The organism is Streptomyces sp. AM25 (assembly GCF_058146165.1).
In genome coordinates, this window is sequence record NZ_JBKIWN010000139.1 from 1 (window position 1) to 22829 (window position 22829).

17 protein-coding genes and 1 pseudogene are annotated in these 22829 nt (G+C 72.1%); 12 read left to right on the top strand and 6 right to left on the bottom strand.

Annotated elements, in window-relative coordinates; all coding sequences use genetic code 11:
- The first annotated feature begins 170 nt into the window (after positions 1-170).
- From ACLHRZ_RS40710 to groL, 3 genes are all read left to right on the top strand, one after another.
- Positions 171-1031, top strand: a complete 861-nt coding sequence (locus tag ACLHRZ_RS40710) for a polysaccharide deacetylase family protein (protein WP_490423664.1) — start codon at positions 171-173, stop codon at positions 1029-1031.
- Positions 1032-1362: 331 nt separating this feature from the next.
- Positions 1363-1671, top strand: a complete 309-nt coding sequence (gene groES / locus ACLHRZ_RS40715; protein WP_004955293.1) for a co-chaperone GroES — start codon at positions 1363-1365, stop codon at positions 1669-1671.
- A gap of 118 nt (positions 1672-1789) precedes the next feature.
- Positions 1790-3412, top strand: a complete 1623-nt coding sequence (groL, locus tag ACLHRZ_RS40720) for a chaperonin GroEL (RefSeq protein WP_490423665.1) — start codon at positions 1790-1792, stop codon at positions 3410-3412.
- Positions 3413-3496: 84 nt separating this feature from the next.
- Here groL and ACLHRZ_RS40725 read toward each other — a convergent pair whose 3' ends face one another.
- Together ACLHRZ_RS40725 and ACLHRZ_RS40730 are read right to left on the bottom strand one after the other, a co-directional pair.
- On the bottom strand, positions 3497-4273 hold the full coding sequence (locus ACLHRZ_RS40725) for an SDR family NAD(P)-dependent oxidoreductase (protein WP_490423666.1): 777 nt from the start codon (positions 4271-4273) through the stop codon (positions 3497-3499).
- On the bottom strand, positions 4270-5022 hold the full coding sequence (locus ACLHRZ_RS40730) for an MOSC domain-containing protein (protein ID WP_490423667.1): 753 nt from the start codon (positions 5020-5022) through the stop codon (positions 4270-4272). The genes ACLHRZ_RS40725 and ACLHRZ_RS40730 overlap by 4 nt, the downstream gene beginning before the upstream one ends.
- An 82-nt stretch (positions 5023-5104) precedes the next feature.
- On the opposite strand from ACLHRZ_RS40730, the gene ACLHRZ_RS40735 reads away from it, so the two are divergent.
- Complete coding sequence (locus ACLHRZ_RS40735; protein WP_490423668.1) at positions 5105-6022, top strand: LysR family transcriptional regulator; 918 nt, start codon at positions 5105-5107, stop codon at positions 6020-6022.
- 69 nt (positions 6023-6091) lie between these two features.
- On the opposite strand, the gene ACLHRZ_RS40740 is transcribed toward ACLHRZ_RS40735, so the two are convergent.
- A complete protein-coding gene (locus ACLHRZ_RS40740) occupies positions 6092-6406 on the bottom strand; it encodes a WhiB family transcriptional regulator (RefSeq protein WP_490423669.1) in 315 nt (104 codons plus the stop codon).
- A gap of 445 nt (positions 6407-6851) precedes the next feature.
- On the opposite strand from ACLHRZ_RS40740, the gene ACLHRZ_RS40745 reads away from it, so the two are divergent.
- From ACLHRZ_RS40745 to ACLHRZ_RS40765, 5 genes are all read left to right on the top strand, one after another.
- Entirely contained in the window at positions 6852-7463 is a 612-nt protein-coding gene (locus ACLHRZ_RS40745; RefSeq protein WP_003948568.1) for a response regulator transcription factor, read from the top strand.
- Between the two features lie 373 nt (positions 7464-7836).
- Complete coding sequence (locus tag ACLHRZ_RS40750; RefSeq protein ID WP_171086792.1) at positions 7837-8439, top strand: sigma-70 family RNA polymerase sigma factor; 603 nt, start codon at positions 7837-7839, stop codon at positions 8437-8439.
- Positions 8440-8570: 131 nt separating this feature from the next.
- Positions 8571-10073 carry an IMP dehydrogenase gene (gene guaB, locus ACLHRZ_RS40755; RefSeq protein WP_490423670.1) on the top strand — a complete coding sequence of 501 codons (1503 nt, stop codon included), beginning with the start codon at positions 8571-8573 and terminating at the stop codon, positions 10071-10073.
- 100 nt (positions 10074-10173) lie between these two features.
- The gene (locus tag ACLHRZ_RS40760; RefSeq protein ID WP_490423671.1) at positions 10174-11301 is read left to right on the top strand and encodes a GuaB3 family IMP dehydrogenase-related protein; all 1128 of its coding nucleotides are present in this window, start codon (positions 10174-10176) and stop codon (positions 11299-11301) included.
- Positions 11302-11424: 123 nt separating this feature from the next.
- Complete coding sequence (locus ACLHRZ_RS40765; protein ID WP_490423672.1) at positions 11425-12576, top strand: rod shape-determining protein; 1152 nt, start codon at positions 11425-11427, stop codon at positions 12574-12576.
- A 114-nt stretch (positions 12577-12690) separates the two neighbouring features.
- On the opposite strand, the gene ACLHRZ_RS40770 is transcribed toward ACLHRZ_RS40765, so the two are convergent.
- Complete coding sequence (locus tag ACLHRZ_RS40770; protein ID WP_490423673.1) at positions 12691-13962, bottom strand: nucleotide sugar dehydrogenase; 1272 nt, start codon at positions 13960-13962, stop codon at positions 12691-12693.
- Between the two features lie 268 nt (positions 13963-14230).
- Here ACLHRZ_RS40770 and ACLHRZ_RS40775 point away from each other — a divergent pair, with 268 nt between their 5' ends.
- Positions 14231-15937, top strand: coding sequence for a glycerol-3-phosphate dehydrogenase/oxidase (locus ACLHRZ_RS40775; protein WP_490423674.1), 1707 nt, complete (start codon positions 14231-14233; stop codon positions 15935-15937).
- A gap of 58 nt (positions 15938-15995) precedes the next feature.
- Here the strand turns inward: ACLHRZ_RS40775 and ACLHRZ_RS40780 are convergent, their stop codons facing one another.
- Entirely contained in the window at positions 15996-17123 is a 1128-nt protein-coding gene (locus ACLHRZ_RS40780) for a serine hydrolase domain-containing protein (RefSeq protein ID WP_490423675.1), read from the bottom strand.
- A 114-nt stretch (positions 17124-17237) separates the two neighbouring features.
- Between ACLHRZ_RS40780 and ACLHRZ_RS40785 the strand changes: the two are divergent.
- Together ACLHRZ_RS40785 and ACLHRZ_RS40790 are read left to right on the top strand one after the other, a co-directional pair.
- Positions 17238-18662, top strand: a pseudogene (locus ACLHRZ_RS40785) (serine/threonine-protein kinase); the annotation flags it as partial.
- A gap of 278 nt (positions 18663-18940) precedes the next feature.
- On the top strand, positions 18941-21202 hold the full coding sequence (locus ACLHRZ_RS40790) for a serine/threonine kinase C-terminal domain-containing protein (RefSeq protein ID WP_490423676.1): 2262 nt from the start codon (positions 18941-18943) through the stop codon (positions 21200-21202).
- 10 nt (positions 21203-21212) lie between these two features.
- Here the strand turns inward: ACLHRZ_RS40790 and ACLHRZ_RS40795 are convergent, their stop codons facing one another.
- On the bottom strand, positions 21213-22811 hold the full coding sequence (locus tag ACLHRZ_RS40795; RefSeq protein ID WP_490423677.1) for a class I adenylate-forming enzyme family protein: 1599 nt from the start codon (positions 22809-22811) through the stop codon (positions 21213-21215).
- Positions 22812-22829: the final 18 nt, after the last annotated feature.

Genomic DNA, 22829 nt, shown 5'->3' on the forward strand with positions numbered 1-22829 from the left:
CTACGCCGCCGACAAGTACGGCTCCATGGACAGCGTCAACTCCGCCTACTAAGAGTCGCCAGACCGGCATACAAGGGCGGCAGCACCCCGATCGGGGGAGCTGCCGCCCTTCCGTGTCCGTTCACCCCCCGAGGGGGAATGCCTCGAACGTGCGGACAAGAATCGTTCGAGTGAGCTCGCCTGTTTCCGGCCGCCTCCGGGCCGCCCTCGCCTGTGCCGCCGCCCTGCTCCTCGCGGGCACGCTGTCCGGTTGCTCGAACGGTTCGACGGGTTCGTCCCACCCCTCCGGACCGGAGACATCCGCTCCTACCCACAGCACCGCGCCCGACGCCGACGCCTACCGCCGCTGGGGTCTCGACAAGCCCCTCGCGCCCCCGCCCGCGCCGCCGTCCGCCCGGCTGACCGCGACGGTGAAGCCCGGCGGGCCCCCGCAGGTCGTCCGGCGGGTGCGGACCACCGACAAGGTCGTCTTCCTCACCTTCGACGACGGGGCCGAGAAGGACCCGGAATTCGTGAGGATGACCAAGGACCTGAAGCTGCCGTTCACGATGTTCCTGACGGACGGCATCGCCCGCTCCGGCAGCGGCTACGGCTACTTCGACGAGCTCCGCGCCGCGGGCCCCGCCCCCGGCAACGCCGTGCAGAACCACACCCTCACCCACCCCAACCTGCGCACCCTCTCCGCCGAGGCGCAGCGCAAGGAGATCTGCGGGCAGCAGGACATCCTGGAGAAGCGGTTCGGCACCCGCCCCGTCCTCTTCCGGCCCCCGTACGGCAACTACAACGACCAGACCCTCGCCGTGGCGGGCGGCTGCGGGGTGCGCGCGGTCGTCCTGTGGGAGGCCACGATGCAGATCAACGACATGCGCTACGCGGAGGGGGGCGGACTGCACCCCGGCGACATCGTGCTCGCCCACTTCCGCGGCCCGTCCGAGCTCAAGGGCACGACGATGACGCAGATGGTGACGAACATGCTGCGCAGCATCCAGAAACAGGGCTACACGGTGGCGAGACTGGAGGACTACGTCTAGATCGCGCCCCGTAAGGGGCGCGGGGCTCTGCTGGATTTGCGGCTCCGCCGCGTGGGCGCGACCAGCCCCCGACAACCCGCAGCCGACAAACCGCCCCCCGGCAGGGGAGTAGGCACCCCACCCCCCGGGTAGATCATGGCTCGCCGCACGGCGAATTGGCACTCCGCTTGACCGAGTGCTAACCGCGTCATAGTCTCGGCTCCGTTGGCACTCTCCACCGGTGAGTGCCAAACACAGCGACGGGCAGGTCCGGCACCCGCGACGACGGAACCACCTGGTCGCCACCTCAGACAATTGACCCCGTGAGATCTCCGAAGGGGGAGGTCGGATCGTGACGACCGCCAGCTCCAAGGTTGCCATCAAGCCGCTTGAGGACCGCATCGTGGTCCAGCCGCTCGACGCCGAGCAGACCACGGCCTCCGGCCTGGTCATCCCGGACACCGCGAAGGAGAAGCCCCAGGAGGGTGCCGTCCTCGCCGTCGGTCCGGGCCGCTTCGAGAACGGCGAGCGCCTGCCGCTCGACGTCAAGGTCGGCGACGTCGTGCTCTACAGCAAGTACGGCGGCACCGAGGTGAAGTACAACGGCGACGAGTACCTCGTCCTCTCGGCTCGCGACGTGCTCGCGATCATCGAGAAGTAATTCACCCCGAAGCCACAGGCTTTCGAGGCTTTTGACTGCGCCCCTGGTTCCCGTGCCTGCAGAGCCGGGCGCCGGGGGCGCAGTTCGTTTGCGAGATACGGCGAAGGATACGTAACCCATGGCCAAGACCCTGAAGTTCGACGAGGACGCCCGTCGCGCCCTTGAGCGCGGCGTCAACAAGCTCGCCGACACCGTGAAGGTGACGATCGGTCCCAAGGGCCGCAACGTCGTCATCGACAAGAAGTTCGGCGCTCCCACCATCACCAACGACGGTGTGACCATCGCCCGCGAGGTCGAGCTCGACGACGCGTACGAGAACCTGGGCGCCCAGCTCGTCAAGGAGGTGGCGACCAAGACCAACGACATCGCGGGCGACGGCACCACCACCGCCACCGTGCTGGCCCAGGCGCTGGTCCGCGAGGGTCTGCGCAACGTCGCCGCCGGTGCCTCCCCGGCCTCCCTGAAGAAGGGCATCGACGCCGCGGTCAAGGCCGTCTCCGACGAGCTGCTCGCGACCTCCCGCCCGATCGACTCCAAGACCGACATCGCCGCCGTGGCCGCGCTGTCCGCCCAGGACAAGCAGGTCGGCGAGCTCATCGCCGAGGCGATGGACAAGGTCGGCAAGGACGGTGTCATCACCGTCGAGGAGTCCAACACCTTCGGTCTGGAGCTGGACTTCACCGAGGGCATGGCCTTCGACAAGGGCTACCTGTCGCCGTACATGGTCAGCGACCAGGAGCGTATGGAGGCCGTCCTCGACGACCCGTACATCCTGATCCACCAGGGCAAGATCGCCTCGATCCAGGACCTGCTGCCGCTGCTGGAGAAGGTCATCCAGGCCGGTGCCTCCAAGCCGCTGCTGATCATCGCCGAGGACGTCGAGGGCGAGGCCCTGTCGACCCTCGTCGTCAACAAGATCCGCGGCACCTTCAACGCCGTCGCCGTCAAGGCGCCCGGCTTCGGCGACCGCCGCAAGGCGATGCTCGGCGACATGGCCACCCTCACCGGCGGCACCGTCGTCGCCGAGGAGGTCGGCCTCAAGCTCGACCAGGTCGGCCTGGACGTGCTGGGCACCGCCCGCCGCGTGACGATCACCAAGGACGACACCACCATCGTCGACGGCGGCGGCAACTCCGCCGACGTCGCGGGCCGCGTCGCCCAGATCAAGGCCGAGATCGAGGCCACGGACTCCGACTGGGACCGTGAGAAGCTCCAGGAGCGCCTCGCCAAGCTCGCCGGCGGCGTCTGCGTGATCCGCGTGGGTGCGGCCACCGAGGTCGAGCTCAAGGAGAAGAAGCACCGTCTGGAGGACGCCATCTCCGCGACCCGCGCCGCGGTCGAGGAGGGCATCGTCTCCGGTGGCGGTTCCGCTCTGGTCCACGCCGCCAAGGTGCTGGAGGGCGGCCTGGGCAAGGAGGGCGACGAGGCCACCGGTGTCGCCGTCGTCCGCCGCGCCGTCGTCGAGCCGCTGCGCTGGATCGCCGAGAACGCGGGCCTCGAGGGCTACGTCATCACCTCCAAGGTCGCCGAGCTGGACAAGGGCCAGGGCTTCAACGCCGCGACCGGCGAGTACGGCGACCTGGTGAAGGCCGGCGTCATCGACCCGGTCAAGGTCACCCGCTCCGCCCTGGAGAACGCCGCGTCCATCGCCTCCCTGCTGCTCACGACCGAGACCCTGGTCGTCGAGAAGAAGGAAGAGGAGCCCGCCGAGGCCGGCCACGGCCACGGTCACGCGCACTGATGCCTCTCCGCACACCCGAGGCCCGGCACCCCGCACAGGGGGCCGGGCCTCCGGCCTGTCACGACTGCGGCGGGCGGCCTGCCGTCAGCGGGTCGGCCCGTACTTGCGGCCGGAGACGGACGTCATCCGGCCGAGCGCCCCGCGCGGCACGATCTTCGTCAGTCCGGCCAGCGCCTTGTAGCGCGGATCCGGTACGGACAGCGACTTCCCGCGCGCCAGGTCCTTGAGCGCGGCGTCCACCAGCCGGTCGGCGTCGAGCCACAGCCAGCCGGGGATGTTGTCCGTCCCCATCCCCGCCCGCTCGTGGAACTCCGTCCGGACGAAACCGGGGCACAGCGCCATCAGCCGCACCCCGCTCCCCGCCAGGTCCCGCGCGGCGCCCTGCGTGAACTGCACGACCCACGCCTTGCTCGCGCCGTAGGTGCCCCGCGGGACGAACGCGGCCACCGACGCCACGTTCACCACGCCACCGCGCCTGCGCTCCCGCATCACGCCCACCGCGGCCGAGGTCAGCCGCAGCACCGCCTCGCAGTGCACCTTGAGCATCTTGAGCTCGTCGGCCATCGGCACGTCGAGGAAGGCGCCCTTGTTGCCGAATCCCGCGTTGTTGACCAGCAGGTCCACCGGATGCTTCCGGTCCGCGAGCCGCTTCTCGACCGCGGCGATGCCCGCGTCCTCCGCCAGGTCGGCGCGCAGCACCTCGGCCTCCACGCCGTGCCGGTCGTGCAGCTCGGTCGCCTGCTCGTGCAGCCGTTTCTCGTCGCGGGCCACGAGTACGAGGTTGTGCCCGTCGGCTGCGAGGCGCCGTGCAAAGGCCGCGCCGATGCCCGCGGTTGCTCCCGTGATCAGTGCAGTCGTCATACGGGAACGTTAGTGCTCGCCGCCCCCTCGCGGCTGCCTTCCGGCGGCTCCTTTCCCCCCTCCGGGCCCGCCGCTTGACGGGCCGTCCACTCGGCGGCCTTCCGCCGGGTCTCGTCGGGCAGCGCCTCGCCGGCCGCCAGGACGCGGGGCAGCAGGGCGCGTTCGGTGGTGAGCGCACGGAAGACGAAGGAGACGGACACCTCGTGCTCCGGCCGGTGCACGACGGTCACCGGGTCGCCCGCGCGGATCTCGCCCGGCTCGACGACCCGCAGATACGCGCCCGGCGCGGCGGCCTGCGTGAACCGCCTGACCCAGCCCGTCTCGCCCAGCCAGTCGGCGAACGTGCGGCAGGGGATGCGCGGCGCGGAGACCTCCAGCACCAGATCCCGCCCGATGCGCCAGCGCTCGCCGATGCGGGCGCCGCTGACGTCGACCCCGGCGGTGGTGAGGTTCTCGCCGAAGGAGCCGGGCGGCAGGGTGCGCCCCAACTCCCGCTCCCAGCCGTCGAGATCCTCGCGGGCGAAGGCGTAGACGGCCTGGTCGTTCCCGCCGTGGTGCTCGAGGTGGACCACCTCGTCACCGGCCAGGCCGCTGCCCGCGGTGCCCTTCGGGCCGGGGGCGGCCACCGCGACCGGGCCCGTCACGGGCCGCTTGTCGATGCCGGTGCCGATGCCGCCGGCGAAGCCCGGGGCGCCCGGGCGGTCCGCCGTGGTCCGGGTGTGTCCGACGTTCACGGAGAGCAGGTGCATGGGCCTCAGAGTAGGGGCCCCTGGTCAAAGCGTCGAGAAGTTTTGACCGTAGACCCCCCAAGCCGGGCTTATGCTCAAAGGCATGATCGAGGCACGTCATCTGAGGGTGCTGCGCGCCGTGGCCACCACCGGTTCGTTCTCCGCCGCGGCCCGCGAGCTGGGCTGCACCCAGCCCGCCGTCAGCCAGCAGATGAAGGCCCTGGAGCAGTCCACGGGCACCCCCCTGCTGATCCGCGCGGGCCGCGAGATGCGGCTGACTCAGGCGGGCGAGGCGCTCGTCCGGCACGCGACGGGCATCCTGGCCGGGCTGACCGCCGCCGAGGAGGAGGTCGCGGCGATCGCGGGCCTGCGCGCGGGGCGGGTGCGGCTGGTGTCGTTCCCCAGCGGCAGCTCGGCGCTGGTGCCCTCCGCCCTGGCGGCGATGCGGGCCGCGCACCCCGGTACCCGGGTCTCGCTGGTCGAGGCCGAGCCGGGGCGTTCCGTGGAGATGCTGCGCGAGGGCGACTGCGAGATCGCCCTGGCCTTCCGCTACCCCGAGGTCGAGGTGCGCGGCGACGGCCGGGCGGCCCGCGAGGAGTGGGACGACCTCGTCGTCCGGCCGCTGCTGACCGACCGGCTCGTCGGCGTGCTCCCGGAGGGTCACCAGCTGGCGGAGGCGGACCGGATCGGGATCGGCGAGCTGGCGGGGGAGCCGTGGATCGCGGGCTGCCCGCGCTGCCGGCGGCACCTGGTCGAGGTCTGCGAGAGCGCGGGCTTCACGCCCCGGATCGACTTCGCGACGGACGACTACCCGGCGGTCTTCGGGCTGGTGGGCGCGGGGCTCGGGGTTGCCGTGATGCCCGAGCTGGCGCTGGAGTCCGTGGTGCCCATGGGGGCGCGCACGGTGCCGGTGGAGCCCCTGGTGCAGCGCGAGATCGTGGCCCTCACCCTGCCGGACCTGGAGCGGGTCCCGGCCGTCGGGGCCATGCTGGACCGGCTGACGGAGGCGACGCGGCGCTGAGGCGCCGGGTCACCGGGTCGCCGAGGCACTGAGGCGTGCGCAGGGGCGGAGAGGCGCGAGGAGAAACGTTTAAGCAGTCATGGAGCCGGTCGCGGTGATGGACCGGTGCCGGGCGCGCCCCATCAGCTCCTCCCGCTCGTCCTCGGTGAGGCCGCCCCACACGCCGTAGGGCTCGCGCACCGCCAGCGCGTGCGCCGCGCACTCGGCGCGCACCGGGCAGCGCATGCACACCTCTTTCGCAGAGGTCTCCCGGGCGCTGCGGGCCGCGCCCCGTTCGCCCTCGGGATGGAAGAAGAGGGAGCTGTCGACTCCGCGGCACGCCGCCAGCAGCTGCCAGTCCCAGAGGTCGGCGTTGGGGCCGGGAAGGCGGGAGAAATCTGCCATGACTATCCCCTCGAAGCGATCGGAACCGATGTGTCGAAGCGATGTGCGTGACATGCACTTTTCAACTGCCATCCGAGCAGATGAAAATATGACTCATTGCGAATCTAGCCACAGATAGCGGCGAATGGGAAGAAAAGCGGCTCCAACCGAGCAAATGGGGCATAAGTCGGAACAGAGGCGGCCCGTCTCCCCGCGTATTCCCCGTGCGCCCTGCTCCGTGTCCGCGCCTTCACGTAGAGTGCCGAACGTGGCCGACCGAGCCCGTAACTCTTTCGGGTGACCGTCGTTGAGAGTGCGGAGGCGGTTGACGAAATCAAGCGGTCGGGCGGGTGTCCGGGCTTGGTGGAGCTTGTCGGTATCTTCCGGCGTCTCGTCGATCGCACAGGTGACGATCAGTACCAGCCTGGAGGCTCAAGGTGACGCGCATCAGCTGCGGAGGACGGCCATGACATCCGTCCTCGTCTGCGACGACTCCCCGCTTGCCCGAGAGGCGCTCCGTCGTGCGGTGGCGACCGTGCCCGGCGTCGAGCGCGTGACGACGGCGGCCAACGGCGAGGAAGTCCTCCGCCGCTGGGGCGCCGATCGTTCGGATCTGATTCTGATGGACGTACGCATGCCCGGCCTCGGCGGTGTGGAGACCGTGCGCCGGCTCCTCTCCGCCGACCCCGGCGCCCGCATCATCATGCTCACCGTCGCGGAGGATCTCGACGGGGTGGCCCTCGCCGTCGCCGCCGGTGCGCGCGGCTACCTGCACAAGGACGCCTCGCGCGCCGAGCTGCGGGCCACCGTGACGCAGGCGCTCGCCGATCCCACCTGGCGGCTCGCCCCGCGCAGGCTGCGCTCGGCGGAGATGGGTGCCGCGCCCACGCTCACCGCGCGCGAGATCCAGGTGCTGGAGGGCATGAGCCACGGCCGCTCCAACGCCGAGATCGGCCGCGAGCTGTTCCTCTCCGAGGACACCGTGAAGACGCATGCGCGCCGCCTGTTCAAGAAGCTGGGCGCCTCGGACCGGGCGCACGCGGTGGCACTCGGCTTCCGGTGGGGCCTGGTCCGCTAGACGCGTGTGGCGCGCAGCGCCGTGCGGTCGCGTTGCGCGTCACCGGGCAGGCGGTGCGCACCGCGACCTCACCGCGTCCGCGCCGGACGCCGAAACTCCGACGGATGCCGCATCCTTGGAGTTGTGACTCCTCCCCGTCCCCGGCACAGGCCGGTGCTTCTCGCCCGGCCGGGAGAGACCTCATGACGGACAGGCCTGGTCCCGTGCCCCGTGGCATGGGCACAAGCTATCGGGGGAGTCGTGGGCGTGGGGCGGGTATACCCGGAAGGGGGCGACGCGAGACGTGAGTGCGACGACACCGACGCGTAACGGTTCGATGCACAACAATGAGGGCGGTGCCACGGATCGTCCGGCGTCAAGGCACCATGGACCGATGCGCGACGACGAGATCCCGGGGCCTCCTGTGGCCACAGGTCCGGGGGAGATCGGCGCCCTCGTCGCCCGTGCCGTCGAGGGAGACCGGCGGGCCACTCACGATCTGCTCGCCCTGGTGCACCCTCTCGCGCTGCGCTACTGCCGCACGCGGCTGTCGCGTCTGCCGGGCGACGCCCGGCACTTCGTGGACGACCTGGCGCAGGAGGTCTGCCTGGCGGTGCTCTGTGCGCTGCCGCGCTACCGGGACACCGGGCGTCCCTTCGAGGCCTTCGTCGTGGCCATCGCAGCCCACAAGGTCGCCGACCTCCAGCGGGCCGCCATGCGTCACCCCGGCAGCACGGCCGTGCCCTCCGACGAGATGCCCGAGCAGCCCGACGACTCGCTCGGGCCGGAGGAGCGGGCACTGCTCAGCAGCGATGCGGAGTGGGCCAAGAAGCTGCTGGCCAACCTTCCGGAGAACCAGCGCGAGCTGGTGCTGCTGAGGGTCGCGGTGGGGCTGACGGCCGAGGAGACCGGGCAGATGCTGGGCATGTCGCCGGGCGCGGTCCGGGTCGCCCAGCACCGGGCGCTCAGCCGGTTGCGGGCCCTCGCGGAGCAGTAAAAGGGCACCTGCGGCACGGTGGTTGGAGGAATGTCCAAGTGATGCGGGACTCAGCCATAGTGGAATGGGACACGCGTGGCGCCCGTTAGCATGGGAGTCCTCGCTGATGCAAGACCATTGGAGAAGGTGTCATGACTGACAACGTCGACGGTATGCCCGCGAAGTTCGCGATGCTCGGTCTGACATACGACGACGTCCTGTTGCTGCCGGGCGCCTCCGAGGTGCTGCCCAACACCGTCGACACCGCTTCCCGCGTCTCGCGCAACGTGCAGGTGAACATCCCGCTGCTGTCCGCCGCGATGGACAAGGTCACCGAGGCGCGCATGGCCATCGCCATGGCCCGCCAGGGCGGCGCGGGCGTGCTGCACCGCAACCTCTCCATCGAGGACCAGGCCAACCAGGTCGACCTTGTCAAGCGCTCCGAGTCCGGCATGGTCTCGGACCCGATCACCGTCCGCCCCGACGCCACGCTGGCCGAGGCGGACGCGCTTTGTGCGAAGTTCCGGATCAGCGGCGTGCCCGTCACCGACGGGGCGAACAAGCTGCTCGGCATCGTCACCAACCGCGACATGGCCTTCGAGCTGGACCGCAGCCGTCAGGTCCGCGAGGTCATGACCCCGATGCCGCTGGTCACGGGCAAGGTCGGGATCTCCGGCGAGGCCGCGATCGAGCTGCTCCGCCGCCACAAGATCGAGAAGCTGCCGCTGGTGGACGACGCCGGCGTGCTCAAGGGCCTCATCACGGTCAAGGACTTCGTCAAGGCCGAGCAGTACCCGAACGCCGCGAAGGACGCCGGCGGCCGGCTGATCGTCGGTGCTGCGGTCGGCGTCGGCGCCGAGGCCTTCGAGCGCGCCCAGGCGCTGGTCGAGGCCGGTGCGGACTTCCTGGTCGTGGACAGCGCCCACGGCCACAGCCGCGGCATCCTCGACATGATCGCCAAGGTCAAGTCCAACATCAACGTCGACGTCGTCGGCGGCAACGTCGCCACCCGCGACGGCGCCCAGGCGCTGATCGACGCGGGCGTGGACGGCGTGAAGGTCGGCGTCGGCCCGGGCTCGATCTGCACCACCCGCGTCGTCGCCGGCATCGGCGTCCCGCAGGTCACCGCGATCTACGAGGCCGCCCAGGCCTGCCACGCGGCGGGCGTGCCGCTGATCGGCGACGGCGGCCTGCAGTTCTCCGGCGACATCGCCAAGGCGATCGCCGCGGGCGCCGACACGGTGATGCTGGGCTCGCTGCTCGCCGGCTGCGAGGAGTCGCCGGGCGAGATGGTCTTCATCAACGGCAAGCAGTTCAAGTCCTACCGGGGCATGGGCTCGCTCGGTGCGATGCAGTCGCGCGGCCAGGCGAGGTCCTTCTCCAAGGACCGCTACTTCCAGGACAACGTCCTCTCCGAGGACAAGCTCGTCCCCGAGGGCATCGAGGGCCAGGTCCCCTACCGCGGCCCGCTGTCCTCGGTCGCCCACCAGCTCATCGGCGGCCTGCGCGCCTCCATGGGCTACGTCGGCTCCGCGGACATCCAGGAGCTGAAGGACAAGGGCCGCTTCGTCCGCATCACCTCGGCGGGTCTGAAGGAGAGCCACCCCCACGACATTCAGATGACGGTCGAGGCGCCGAACTACTCCCGCCGTTAGTAGTCGGAGCTTCCTATGAGGCCCGCGGTCGTCAGGCCGCGGGCTTCGCCGCGTCAGGGATACTGGATGCGGCAGACGTGCAGAAGGAAAGGCCACACACGTGACTGAGATCGAGATCGGGCGCGGCAAGCGCGGCCGCCGGGCGTACGCCTTCGACGACATCGCCGTCGTCCCGAGTCGCCGTACCCGCGACCCGAAGGAGGTCTCGATCGCCTGGCAGATCGACGCCTACCGCTTCGAGCTGCCGTTCCTGGCCGCCCCGATGGACTCGGTCGTCTCGCCCGAGACCGCCATCCGCATCGGCGAGCTGGGCGGCCTGGGCGTGCTCAACCTCGAGGGCCTGTGGACCCGCTACGAGGACCCGGAGCCGCTGCTCGCGGAGATCGCCGAGCTGGACGAGCGCGCCGCGACCAAGCGCCTGCAGGAGATCTACGCCGCTCCGATCAAGGAGGAGCTGATCGGGCAGCGCATCAAGGAGGTCCGCGACTCCGGTGTCGTGACCGCCGCCGCGCTCTCCCCGCAGCGCACCGCGCAGTTCTCCAAGGCCGTCGTCGACGCGGGCGTGGACATCTTCGTCATCCGCGGCACGACCGTCTCCGCCGAGCACGTCTCCGGCGCCGCCGAGCCGCTGAACCTGAAGCAGTTCATCTACGAGCTCGACGTGCCGGTCATCGTCGGCGGCTGCGCCACGTACACCGCCGCGCTGCACCTGATGCGCACCGGTGCCGCGGGCGTCCTGGTGGGCTTCGGCGGCGGCGCCGCGCACACCACCCGCAACGTGCTGGGCATCCAGGTCCCGATGGCGACCGCGGTCGCCGACGTGGCCGCCGCCCGCCGCGACTACATGGACGAGTCCGGCGGCCGCTACGTGCACGTGATCGCCGACGGCGGCGTGGGCTGGTCCGGCGACCTGCCCAAGGCCATCGCCTGCGGTGCGGACGCCGTGATGATGGGCTCCCCGCTCGCCCGCGCCACCGACGCGCCGGGCCGCGGTCACCACTGGGGCATGGAGGCCGTCCACGAGGACGTGCCGCGCGGCAAGCGCATGAACCTGGGCGTGGTCGGCTCGACCGAGGAGATCCTCCTCGGCCCCTCGCACACCCCCGACGGCTCCATGAACTTCTTCGGCGCCCTGCGCCGGGCCATGGCCACCACGGGCTACAGCGAGCTCAAGGAGTTCCAGCGCGTCGAGGTGACGGTCGCGCCGTCGCAGCACGACAACCGCTGACGCACCGACAGGCGAGGGCCCGGGCCGCTACGGCGGTTCCGGGCCTTTTCCACACCTTCTCCGTTGCCCGCCAAGCCCGTTAGCTCCGTATAAAAGTTCGAGCATAGGGAATACTGGCGACTTATGGCGCAAAGCAAGTCGTTCAGCGGCAGGGACATGGGCATCGACCTCGGCACCGCGAACACGCTGGTGTACGTGCGGGGCAAGGGGGTGGTGCTCAACGAACCCTCGGTCGTCGCCGTCAACGCCGACGACGGCAGCGTGCTGTCGGTCGGCTTCGAGGCCAAGGAGACCATCGGCCGCACCCCCTCGAACATCGTCGCCGTGCGCCCGCTGCGCGACGGCGTCATCGCGGACTTCGAGATAGCCGAGCGGATGCTGCGGCACTTCATCAAGAAGGTGATGGCGGGCCGCCGCTTCACCCGGCCCCGCGTCGTGGTGTGCGTGCCGTCCGGCATCACGGGCGTGGAGCGCCGCGCGGTCATCGAGGCCGCGTCGCAGGCCGGGGCGCGGGCCGTGCACCTGGTGGAGGAGCCCATGGCCGCCGCGATCGGCGCGGGCCTGCCGGTCAGCGAGCCCACCGGCTGCATGGTCGTCGACATCGGCGGCGGCACCACCGAGGTCGCGGTGATCTCGCTGGGCGGCATCGTCACGGCGCGCTCGGTGCGCACCGCGGGCGACGCCATGGACGCGGCGATCATGTCCTACGTCAAGAAGGAGTACTCCCTCGCGATCGGTGAGCGCACCGCCGAGGAGATCAAGATGACCATCGGCTCCGCCGCCCCGACCGGCTACTGGTCGGCGGCCGGACTGAGCGCGCTGGCCAAGCAGTTGGAGAAGAGCGGCGACGTGGAGGGCGCGGACGGCGACCCGGAGGAGACCCAGGGCCTCAAGCCGCCGGAGCGCATCACCATCCGCGGCCGCGACCAGGTCAGCGGCCTGCCGAAGACGCTGTCGCTGACGGCGGACGAGATCCGGCACGCGCTCTCCGAGCCGGTCGACGCCATCGTGATGGCGGTGCGCCAGAGCCTGGACGAGACCCCGCCGGAGCTGTCGGGCGACATCATGGACCGCGGCATCGTGCTGACGGGCGGCGGTGCGCTGCTGCGCGGACTGGACGTCCGCCTGAGCAAGGAGCTGGACATCCCGGTCCTGGTGGCGGACGACCCGCTGGACTGCGTGGCCGTCGGCACGGGCCGCTGCGTGGAGGACTTCGCGGCCCTGAGGACGGTACTGGACGCCCAGCCGAGACTGCTGGCGGGACGGAGGCTGTAGGCCCCGTAAGGGGCGCGGGGCTCTGCTGAATATGCGGCTCCGCCGCGTGGGCGCGACCAGCCGCGAACGGCCCGCAGCCGCCGAACGGGGCTGCGGGGCGGCGAGCCCCGCCCCCTACAACCGGTGCGCTGCGCCGGCAGGACTGGCCCCCCGCGTGTCCAGCAGCAACTGCGCCTTCACCGCGAGCCCTTGAAGGTCGTACGTCCGGTGCGGCTGCAGCAGCACCGTCAAGTCGGCGTCCGCTGCGGCCTCGTAGAGGCAGTCGGCCCGTGGCACCGGCTGCCCCAGCACGCGCCACTGCCCCACGTAGGGGTCGTGGTAGCTGAGCTGGGCCCCCATCTCCATCAGCCGGGAGGCGATCTCCCGCGCCGGCGACCCCTCCTGGTCGGCCACGTCCGCCTTGTAGCCGACGCCGAGCAGCAGCACCCGCGCGCCGCGCGCCGACTTGCCGTGCTCGTTGAGCAGCGTGGCGCAGCGCTGGATGACGTAGCGGGGCATCCGTCCGTTGACCTCCTGCGCCAGCTCCACCATGCGCAGCGGATGCCCGGGGCTGCTGCGCCTGTACGAGAGGTAGGCGGGGTCGATGGGCACCCCGTGGCCGCCCACCCCGGGGCCGGGCCGGAAGGCCTGGAAGCCGAACGGCTTGGTCTCCGCGCAGCGCACGACGTCCCACAGGTCGACGCCGATGTCGTGGCAGAACACCGCCATCTCGTTGACCAGCGCGATGTTGACGTGCCGGTAGTTGGTCTCCAGCACCTTGACCGTCTCGGCCTCGCGCACCCCGCGGGCCCGTACGACCTTCTCGCAGAACCGTCCGTAGAACGCGGCGGCGGCCTCCGTGCAGGCGGCGGTGAGGCCGCCGATGACCTTGGGGGTGTTGGCGAAGCCGTGGCGCCGGTTGGCGGGGTCGAAGCGGCTGGGGGAGTAGGCGAGATGGAAGTCCCGCCCGGCGCGCAGCCCGGAGCCCGCTTCGAGGAGGGGGCGCACGAAGTCCTCCGTCGTGCCGGGGTGGACGGCGGACTCCAGCAGCACGGTGGTGTGCGGGCGCAGCCGCACGGCCAGGGTGCGGGCGGCGTCGCGGACGGCGCTCAGGTCCAGCGCCCGGTCCTCGCCGAGCCGGGTGGGGGCGCAGATCACGGCGGTACGGACCTTGCCGAGCTCGGCGTCCTCGGTGGTGGGGCGGAAGCCCGCGGAGAGCATGCGGCGGATCCCGGCGGCGGTCAGCGAGCCGTCGCCGCCCTCGGTGGGCAGCCGGCCGGCGCGCAGTTCGGCGACCGTGTGCGGGTCGGGGTCGTAGCCGACGGTGGGGAGGCGCGCGGAGGTGGCCGCCTGGGCGAGGGGGAGGCCGAGGGAACCGAGTCCGATGACGGCGAGGTCTGCAGGCATGGCGGGGCGGTCCTCCCCGGGGGCGGGTCGAGGCTCGAACGGGCTGAATCAGGTTAAGCGGATATATGACAGTTATCCGGGATTACGGGGGCTTGCCGCGCCGTGCCACGGTCCCGCTGCGCCTCCGGAACGGCCGGAACGGCGGATCTGGGGCAGCATCGAAGAGAGACGGCGGACGAGCCGGGCTCGCCGCCGGGCTGCACCTCCGCCGGCGGCGCCGTCACCGGCGGACAGCACGGGCGGACGAGCGGTCGAGCGGGAGGCAGTGGTGAGGACATCGGTACTCGGGCCGGCCGAGCGCGGACAGGCGCTCGCCCGGATGGCGGAACGCGAACTGGACATCCTCGTGGTGGGCGCCGGAGTGGTCGGTGCGGGCACCGCGCTCGACGCGGCGACCCGGGGGCTGGTGACGGGCCTGGTGGAGGCGCGGGACTGGGCCGCGGGCACCTCCAGCCGCTCCAGCAAGCTCATCCACGGGGGGCTGCGCTACCTGGAGATGCTCGACTTCGCGCTCGTGCGCGAGGCCCTCAAGGAACGCGGCCTGCTGCTGCAGCGGCTCGCCCCGCACCTGGTGAAGCCCGTGCCGTTCCTCTACCCACTCCAGCACCGGGGCTGGGAACGCTTCTACGCGGGCGCGGGTGTGGCCCTCTACGACGCCATGTCCGTCTCCTCCGGCCACGGCCGCGGGCTGCCCACGCACCGTCACCTCACCCGCAAGCGGGCGCTGCGGGTCGCGCCCGCGCTGCGCAAGGACGCGCTCGTCGGCGCCCTGCAGTACTACGACGCGCAGATGGACGACGCGCGCTACGTGATGACCCTTGTGCGCACCGCCTCGGCCTACGGCGCCGACGTCGCCAACCGGGCGCGCGTGGTGGGCTTCCTGCGCGAGGGGGAGCGGGTGGTCGGGGCCCGGGTGCGCGACCTGGAGCAGGGCGGCGAGTTCGAGATCCGCGCCCGGCAGATCGTCAACGCCACCGGGGTGTGGACGGACGACACCCAGCAGATGATCGCCGAACGCGGCCAGTTCCACGTCCGGGCCTCCAAGGGCATCCACCTGGTGGTGCCCAAGGACCGCATCCACTCCACGACCGGGCTGATCCTGCGCACCGAGAAGAGCGTGCTGTTCGTCATCCCCTGGGGCCGGCACTGGATCATCGGCACCACCGACACCGACTGGGACCTCGACAAGGCCCACCCGGCGGCCTCCAGCGCGGACATCGACTATCTGCTGGAACACGTCAACTCGGTGCTCGGCGTGCCGCTCACGCGCGACGACGTCCAGGGCGTCTACGCCGGACTGCGCCCGCTGCTGGCCGGTGAGTCGGACGCGACCAGCAAGCTCTCGCGCGAGCACACCGTGGCGCACCCGGTGCCCGGGCTGGTCGTCGTGGCGGGCGGCAAGTACACGACGTACCGGGTGATGGCCAAGGACGCGGTGGACGAGGCGGTGCACGGGCTGGCCCAGCGGGTGGCCGACTGCGTCACCGAGGACGTCCCCCTGGTGGGCGCCGAGGGCTACCGGGCGATGTGGAACGGCCGCGCGCAGATCGCCCGGCGCACGGGCCTGCACGTCGCGCGCGTCGAGCACCTGCTCAACCGGTACGGCTCGCTGGTGGACGAGGTACTGGGCCTGGTCATCGGCGATCCGGCGCTGGGCGAGCCGCTGCCGGCCGCGGAGGACTACCTGAAGGCGGAGGTCGTCTACGCGGCCTCGCACGAGGGTGCGCGCCACCTGGACGACGTGCTCACGCGGCGCACCCGGATCTCGATCGAGACCTTCGACCGCGGGACGCGCAGCGCGCGGGAGGCCGCGGCCCTGATGGCGTCCGTGCTGGGGTGGGACGAGGCGCAGATCGAGAAGGAGGTCGAGCACTACGAGAAGCGCGTCCAGGCGGAACGGGAGTCGCAGCGCCAGCCGGACGACCTGACGGCGGATGCGGCGCGGCTGGGGGCTCCGGACATCCAGCCGGTGTGAGCAACCGGTGTGAGCAGTCAGTGTGACCAGCCCGGTGCGAGGCGCCTGTCCGTTGTCGCTATCCGTCGCCGCGCGGGCAGAACTCGGCTGCCAGCAGCCTCTCTTCGGCCGCCGTTCCGGGCCGTACATCACTGTTGACCCGATAACTGATCACATGTCGGCCGTCGTCCGTCCCGACGGCCAGCACATACGACCCGTTGATCTCACCGTTGTGCCCCCACACCGTCCGCCCGCAGGGCAGCCGCACCGGGAACAGCCCCATCCCGTACCGCCCCTGCGAGGCCCGGGTGTCCTCCATCGCGCGCAGCTCCGGCGCGGGCAGCAGCGTCCCGCCCAGCAGGGCGGCGAAGAAGCGGTCGAGGTCGGGAAGGGTCGTGACCATCTCTCCGGCGGCGCCCGCCGACGAGGGGTTGAGGTTGGTGACATCGGTGAGCCCTGCGCCGTACGCACGCCCGTGCGGCGCGGGGAGCGTGGTGCGAGGGCCGGGGAAGCTGGTGCCCGTGAGGTGCAGGGGGAGGATGACGCGGCGTCGGGCCTCGTCGGCGTAGGAGTCGCCGGTGACCTGACGGATGACCATGCCGAGGAGCAGATAGTCCGTGTTGGAGTAGTGGTAGACGACGCCCGGCGGGGCGTAGGGCCGGTGGGCCAGTGCAGTGCGCAGCAGCGCCTCTGGGGTGTGGGAGTCGTAGCGGTGCGCGGCGAACCCGGCGCCGAAGAACTCGCTGAAGAACGCGCGGTCGTCGGTGTAGGAGAACAGTCCGCTGGTGTGGGTGAGCAGTTGGCGGACCGTGATGCGCGCGGTGCCCGTGGTGCGTCGGACGGCGGCGGAGTCGTCAGGGGGCAGCCGGTCCACGACCGGATCGTCCGGATCCAGCCGGTGCTCCGCTACCAGCTGGAGAGTGACCGTGGCGATGACCGTTTTGGTGATGCTTCCGGCACGGAAGCGGTCCGTGGGGCGGATGGGGCGACCCGTCCGGACGTCCGCGACCCCGGCCGCGCTGAACCGGGCCGTCCCGTGAGCATCTTGTGACAGCTCGGCGGCACCGGGAACCGCACGGTGCGAAATCAGGTCATGTAGGGGTGAGCGGGCGGTGAAGCCGCACCCGGCCGCCCCCTGTGCCGCAACGGCGCAGCACAGCGCGGCCATGGCCGTCGTGAGGCGAGCCAGGGCGGTGTGCGTCGGCATGAGCCCATCATCCACGGCCTCTTGGACCCTGGCCTTCCGCAGGTCCTGGGATGAGAGACAATGGACGCTCTGCCAGGGTCGGTTGGTCGCAGAGCTGATTGCCAGAGGGGACGCATGTCGGAGGCGGAGCAGACGCAGGGCACGACAGGGCGCCTCCTCGCCGGTCGGTACCGGCTGGGGGACGTCCTCGGCCGCGGTGGCATGGGCACGGTCTGGCGCGCGACGGACGAGACGCTCGGGCGCACGGTCGCGGTCAAGGAACTGCGCTTCCCGGCCAACATCGACGAGGACGAGAAGCGCCGCCTCATCACGCGCACCCTGCGCGAGGCCAAGGCGATCGCCCGCATCCGCAGCGCCGGTGCGGTCACGGTCTACGACGTGGTGCACGAGGACGATCGCCCGTGGATCGTCATGGAGCTCATCGAGGGCCGCTCGCTCGCCGAGGTCATCCGCGAGGACGGACCGCTGAAGTGGAGACGGGCCGGCGAGGTCGGCCTGGCGATCCTCGACGTGCTGCGCGCCGCGCACCGCGAGGGCATCCTGCACCGTGACGTGAAGCCGTCGAACGTGCTCATCGCGGACGACGGGCGTGTCGTCCTCACCGACTTCGGCATCGCGCAGGTCGAGGGCGACCCGTCGGTCACCTCCACCGGCATGCTCGTCGGCGCCCCCTCCTACATCTCCCCCGAGCGGGCGCGCGGCCAGAAGCCCGGGCCCCCGGCCGACCTGTGGTCGCTGGGCGGTCTGCTGTACGCGGCGACGGAAGGCGCCCCTCCGTACGACAAGGGGTCGGCCATAGCGACCCTCACGGCCGTGATGACGGAACCCCTGGGCCCGCCGAAGAACGCCGGCCCGCTGGCGGAGGTCATGTACGGGCTGCTCGCCAAGGACCCGCAGAAGCGACTGGACGAGGCCGGTGCCCGGGCGCTGCTGACCGACGCGGTCAACGCCCCGGACGAGCGCCTGCCGAAGCGGCCGGATCCGCAGCCGGACCTGGAGGCCACGCAGGCGATCGCGGTGCCCGCCATCCCGGCGTCGTCGACCGAGCGGACGAAGCAGACGAGGCACACGAAGCAGGCGGAGAAGCCGCAGCAGGGCCGGACCCCGGCCGCGGCGAAGCCGTCCCCGGTGGCGTCCCGGCCGTCGGCGTCCTCGGGTTCGTCGAAGCCGAGGGCGGCGTCCGCCGGTTCGTCCCGTCCGGCCTCCTCGGACTCCACGACCGACCGGATACAGAGCTCCTTCCGGCCGCTGCGGGATGCGGTGCCCTCGGCGTCGGCATCGGCCTCCGAGCCGGAGCGGACGGCGCTGCAGGGACTGGGCAGCGTCTCCACGGGCATCCGGATCCGCGGCAGCGCGCGGTCCGGCTCCTTCGGGCGGGCCTCCCTCACGGACGTCGTGCCGCGCAAGGTGCTGCTCGTCGCCGCGGTCGTCGTGGTGCTGGCCGTTCTCGGCACGGTGCTGGCCCTGGCACTCAGCAGCGGGGGCAAGGACCAGGACGGCAAGGGCGGTTCACCGGCCAAGCACAAGAGCGCGTCCACGTTCGTGAGCGGCACGTCCGGAAAAACATCCTGAGCACGCAGAGCTCAAGCACAGCGCATGCACAGAGCAAACAGTGAGCACCTCCTGAGGACGTACTGAGCCGTACGCGCCCGAAGGGGCGGGTTCGGCACGTATCGTGAGTCCTCGTGGACTGTACGCAGCCGCATTGGGCATCACCATCAGCAGCAAGCGACAGCTGAACGACCGGCATTGACGACCGGCTTCGACGGCAGGCGGTCATGCGGTCGACGGGTGGAACGCACGACTGGGGAGGCGCCGTGGAGGACTACGCGGGCCGGGTGCTCGCCGACCGCTACCGCCTGCCGCTGCCGCCCTCCGAAGCGTTCGAACTCGTCGAGACCAGAGCCTTCGACACCTACAGTGGGCAGGAGGTCCTGGTCCGCCAGATCCCGCTGCCGGAGGTCGTCGACGCCGAAGTCGTCGACGCCGAAGTCGTCGGCGACGAGGCGCCGTACGGGGCCGGCGGGGCGGCCGGGCGGACCGGGCAGGGGCCGGGCGACCCCGCCGTGCGCCGGGCGCTGGCTGCCGCGACGGCTGCGGCGCAACTCCCCGATCACCCGCGGCTCGACCAGGTCTTCCACGTATTCGCGGAGCTGGGCAGCCTCTGGATCGTCAGCGAACTCGTCGCCGCCCGGCCGCTCGCGGCCGTGCTGGCCGAGCGCGCCCTCTCCCCGCACCGCGCGGCCGAGGTGGCCGCCGACGTGCTCACGGCCCTGCGCGCCCTGCACACCCACGGCTGGACCCACCGCAACATCACCGTGCGCACGGTCCTCATCTGCGACGACGGGCGGGCCATCCTCACCGGCCTGGCAGCGGGCGCGGCCGAGGAGGCGCTGTGCGGCTACGACCCGGTGCCGCAGGCCGTCGAGCCGCCGCGACCGCCCGCCGGGACGGCCGCCAAGAAGGGCACGCGGTCCGGGGCCGTTGCCGCGTACACGGCGGGCACGCGTGCCGCCGCCGCGCGCACGCCGGCCGGGGAGGGCCGCACCGGCACGGCGACCGGTGCCTCCACCTGGGGCGGCGGCACCGCCGCCAGCGGGACGGCCCCCGCCCCCGGCTCCCCGCCGCCGTGGAGCGCCGACTCCCTGGTGCACGGCATTCCCCTGGCCCGTACGGCACCCGAGACCGCCGTGGAGCCGGCCGCCCGTGCCCTGCAGGGGCCGCAGGCCCGCACCGAGCCCGCTCCGGCGCGGCCGGCCGAGGGCTGGGCGCAGGGCGCCGGGCCGGGCAGCGCCCTCGCGGCCGAACGGGCCCGGCAGGCACGCATGGTGGTGGTCGGCGCCGTCACCGAGCGCTGGGCACCGGAGCAGGCCTGGCCCGTGCAGGAGAACTGGCAGCTGGCCCCGCCCGTCGGACCGGCCGCCGACCTGTGGGCGCTGGGCTCCCTGCTCTTCCGCGTCGTCCAGGGGCACGCGCCCTACCCGGAGGAGAGCACGGCGGAACTGCTGCAGGCCGTCTGCACCGAGCCGCCCGCCTACGCCGAGGAGTGCGGTGCGCTGCGGCCGGTCGTCGAGTCGCTGATGCGCAAGGACCCGTCCGAGCGACCGGACTTCGAGGAACTCCGCGGCTGGCTGCGTTCGCTGATCCGCTCGGCGCCGGAGCCGGACATCGGCAGCCGCACGGTCACGGTGCCGTCCATCGGCGCGCTGAACTCCGGCGAGCACTCCCTCACCCTGGGCCGCGGGGCCGTCCGCCTGCCGGTCGTCCGCCGGCGTGGCGAGCTCGTCCGCCGCCGGGGCCCCCGCACGGCCACGGCGGAGGCGGCGGCGCACGGTCGGCACAAGAAGCACCTCCAGGAACAGAGGGTGCCCGCCGCCACCCGTTCCCCGCACCGGCTTGGGCGCCTGCTGCTCGGCGCGGTCCTGCTCGCCCTGCTCGGCGCGGTGCTGTACGCGCTGCTGTTCATGCCGCGCGCCGAGGAGACCACGGGCGGCACCGCCACGGACCGCACCGGCGCCGCCGGTTCCGTCGGCACGGCTCCCCAAGGCGCAGGCACCACGGGCCGGTTGGGCCAGGCCTCGGCCTCGGGGGCCCGGGAGGACGGGACGACCGGTCCCACCGACCTCGCCCAGGGCTTCTCCCTGCGCGAGGACCCCAAGGGCTTCTCCGTCGCCGTCGCCAAGGACTGGCAGCGCGTCGGCGGCAACGACCGCGGCCAGGTCGTCTACGCCGGCGGTGCCTACGAGCTGATCGTGGTGCCCGGGCGGGACAAGGCGGCCGACGTCGGCACCGACCCGATGGCCTACCAGGCGGACAAGGAACCCGAACTCGCGCCCTACCGCTCCTCCTCCTGGTCCGGCGCCTCGGGGCTGCGCCGCACCGACGTCGGCGGGACGACGACGGCGGAGGGCACCTTCACCTGGAACGACAGCAGCGGCCGCCCGCTGTACGTCCGCAATGCGGCCATGCTCCTCAAGGGCCGCTACCACCTCCTCCAGGTGATCGGCCCCGCGGACCGGCAGCGCTCGGTGGACACCTTCTTCGACCAGGCCAGCGCCACGTACCGGACCGACGGCTGAGGCGCCCGGGTCACGGCTGCGGGTCCGCGTAGCGCTCGCGCAGCCGGTACTTGAGCACCTTGCGGAGCGTGTCGTTGCGGGGCAGCTCCGGGACGAGCTCCAGCTGCTCGGGAACCTTGTGGACCGCGAGCCCTGCCCCGCGGAGATGACCGGTGACGTCCGGGAGGCTCAACGGACCGGCTCCTGGGTGCAGTTGGACGACGGCGCAGACGCGCTCCCCGCGTACGGCGTCGGGCAGGCCGATCACGGCGACGTCCTCGACCCCCGGGTGCGTGAGGAGGAGCTGTTCGACCTCCTGGGCGGAGATGTTCTCGCCCTTGCGGATGATGATGTCCTTGAGGCGCCCAGTGAGGACGAGACGGCCGTCACCGGTGAGGTGACCGAGGTCCCCGGTCCGCAGGAATCCGTCCGCGTCGAACGCCTCGGCGGTCTGGGCCGGGTCGAGATAGCCCTTGCAGACGGCCTCGCCGCGCAGCCGGATCTCCCCGTCCGTCCCCGGCGGCAGCGTCCGGCCGTTCGGGTCCGTCACCCGGACCTCCATGCCCGCGGGCGGCCGCCCCTCGGTGGTGGCCAGCTGCTCTTCCGTGTCCTCGCCCGGAACTCCCATGGTGATCATGGGTACTTCGGTCATGCCGTACCCGTGCGCCAGCGGGCACCCCAGTTCGCGGGCGACCTCGCCGTGGAGCGCGGGCGGTCTGGGGGCGCCGCCGCCCGCCATCAGGCGCAGCGTGGGGATGACGGGCCGGTCCGGGGCCTTGCGCTGTTCGGCGAGGAACATCGTGTAGAAGGCGGTGGAGCCTCCGGCGACGGTGACGCCGTGGCGGCGGTAGGAGGGGAGCGCGCCAGGCAGGGAGAAGTGCTCCAGGAGGAGGGCGGGGCAGCCGCGCAGGAGCAGCATCACCGTGTAGTCGGGCCCGGCGACGTGCGCGTAGGGGAAGGCCATGGAGCCGACGTCGCGCGGGGTGAGACGGAGCGCGTCGGCGAGGCAGGCGCCGGCGGCGATGAGGGAACGGTCGCTGTGCAGCACGCCCTTGGGGTCCGAGGTCGTGCCGGAGGTCCAGTGGATCCAGCGGACGGACGTGCCGTCGGCGGGCGGCGGCGGCAGCGTCGCGGGGTCGGCCTCCGGGAGGTGCTCGTACGCGGTGAACACCAGCGGCGGGACGGGCAGGGTGAGGGCCAGGCGGCGGGCCATGGCGGTGTGGTCGTGACCGCGCCAGGTGCCGGGCACGGCGAAGAACTCCGCACCGGAGGCACGCAGTGCGTGCCCGGCCTCGCGGTCGCGGCAGGCGGGGAGGAGTGGTGTCTGGACGGCGCCCAGGCGGACCAGGGCGAAGGACAGGACGACCGTCTCGATGCGGGTGGGCAGTTGCCAGGCGACGCGGCTTCCCTGCCGCACTCCGAGCCCGTGGAGCCAGGCGGCGACGCGCTCGCTGCGGTCGCGCAGGCCGCCGAAGGTCAGGCGGCGGGCGGTCTCGGGCGCGTCCGCCGGGCCCGGGGGCTCGTCCTGGAGGAGCGCCGGGGCGTCGGGGGTGAGGGCGGCGCGGCGGTCGAGCAGCTCCCACAGGGTGCGCGACGCGGCGAGGTCCTGGGCGGTGCCGGGCGACTGCATGGCGGACCTCCGTGGCTT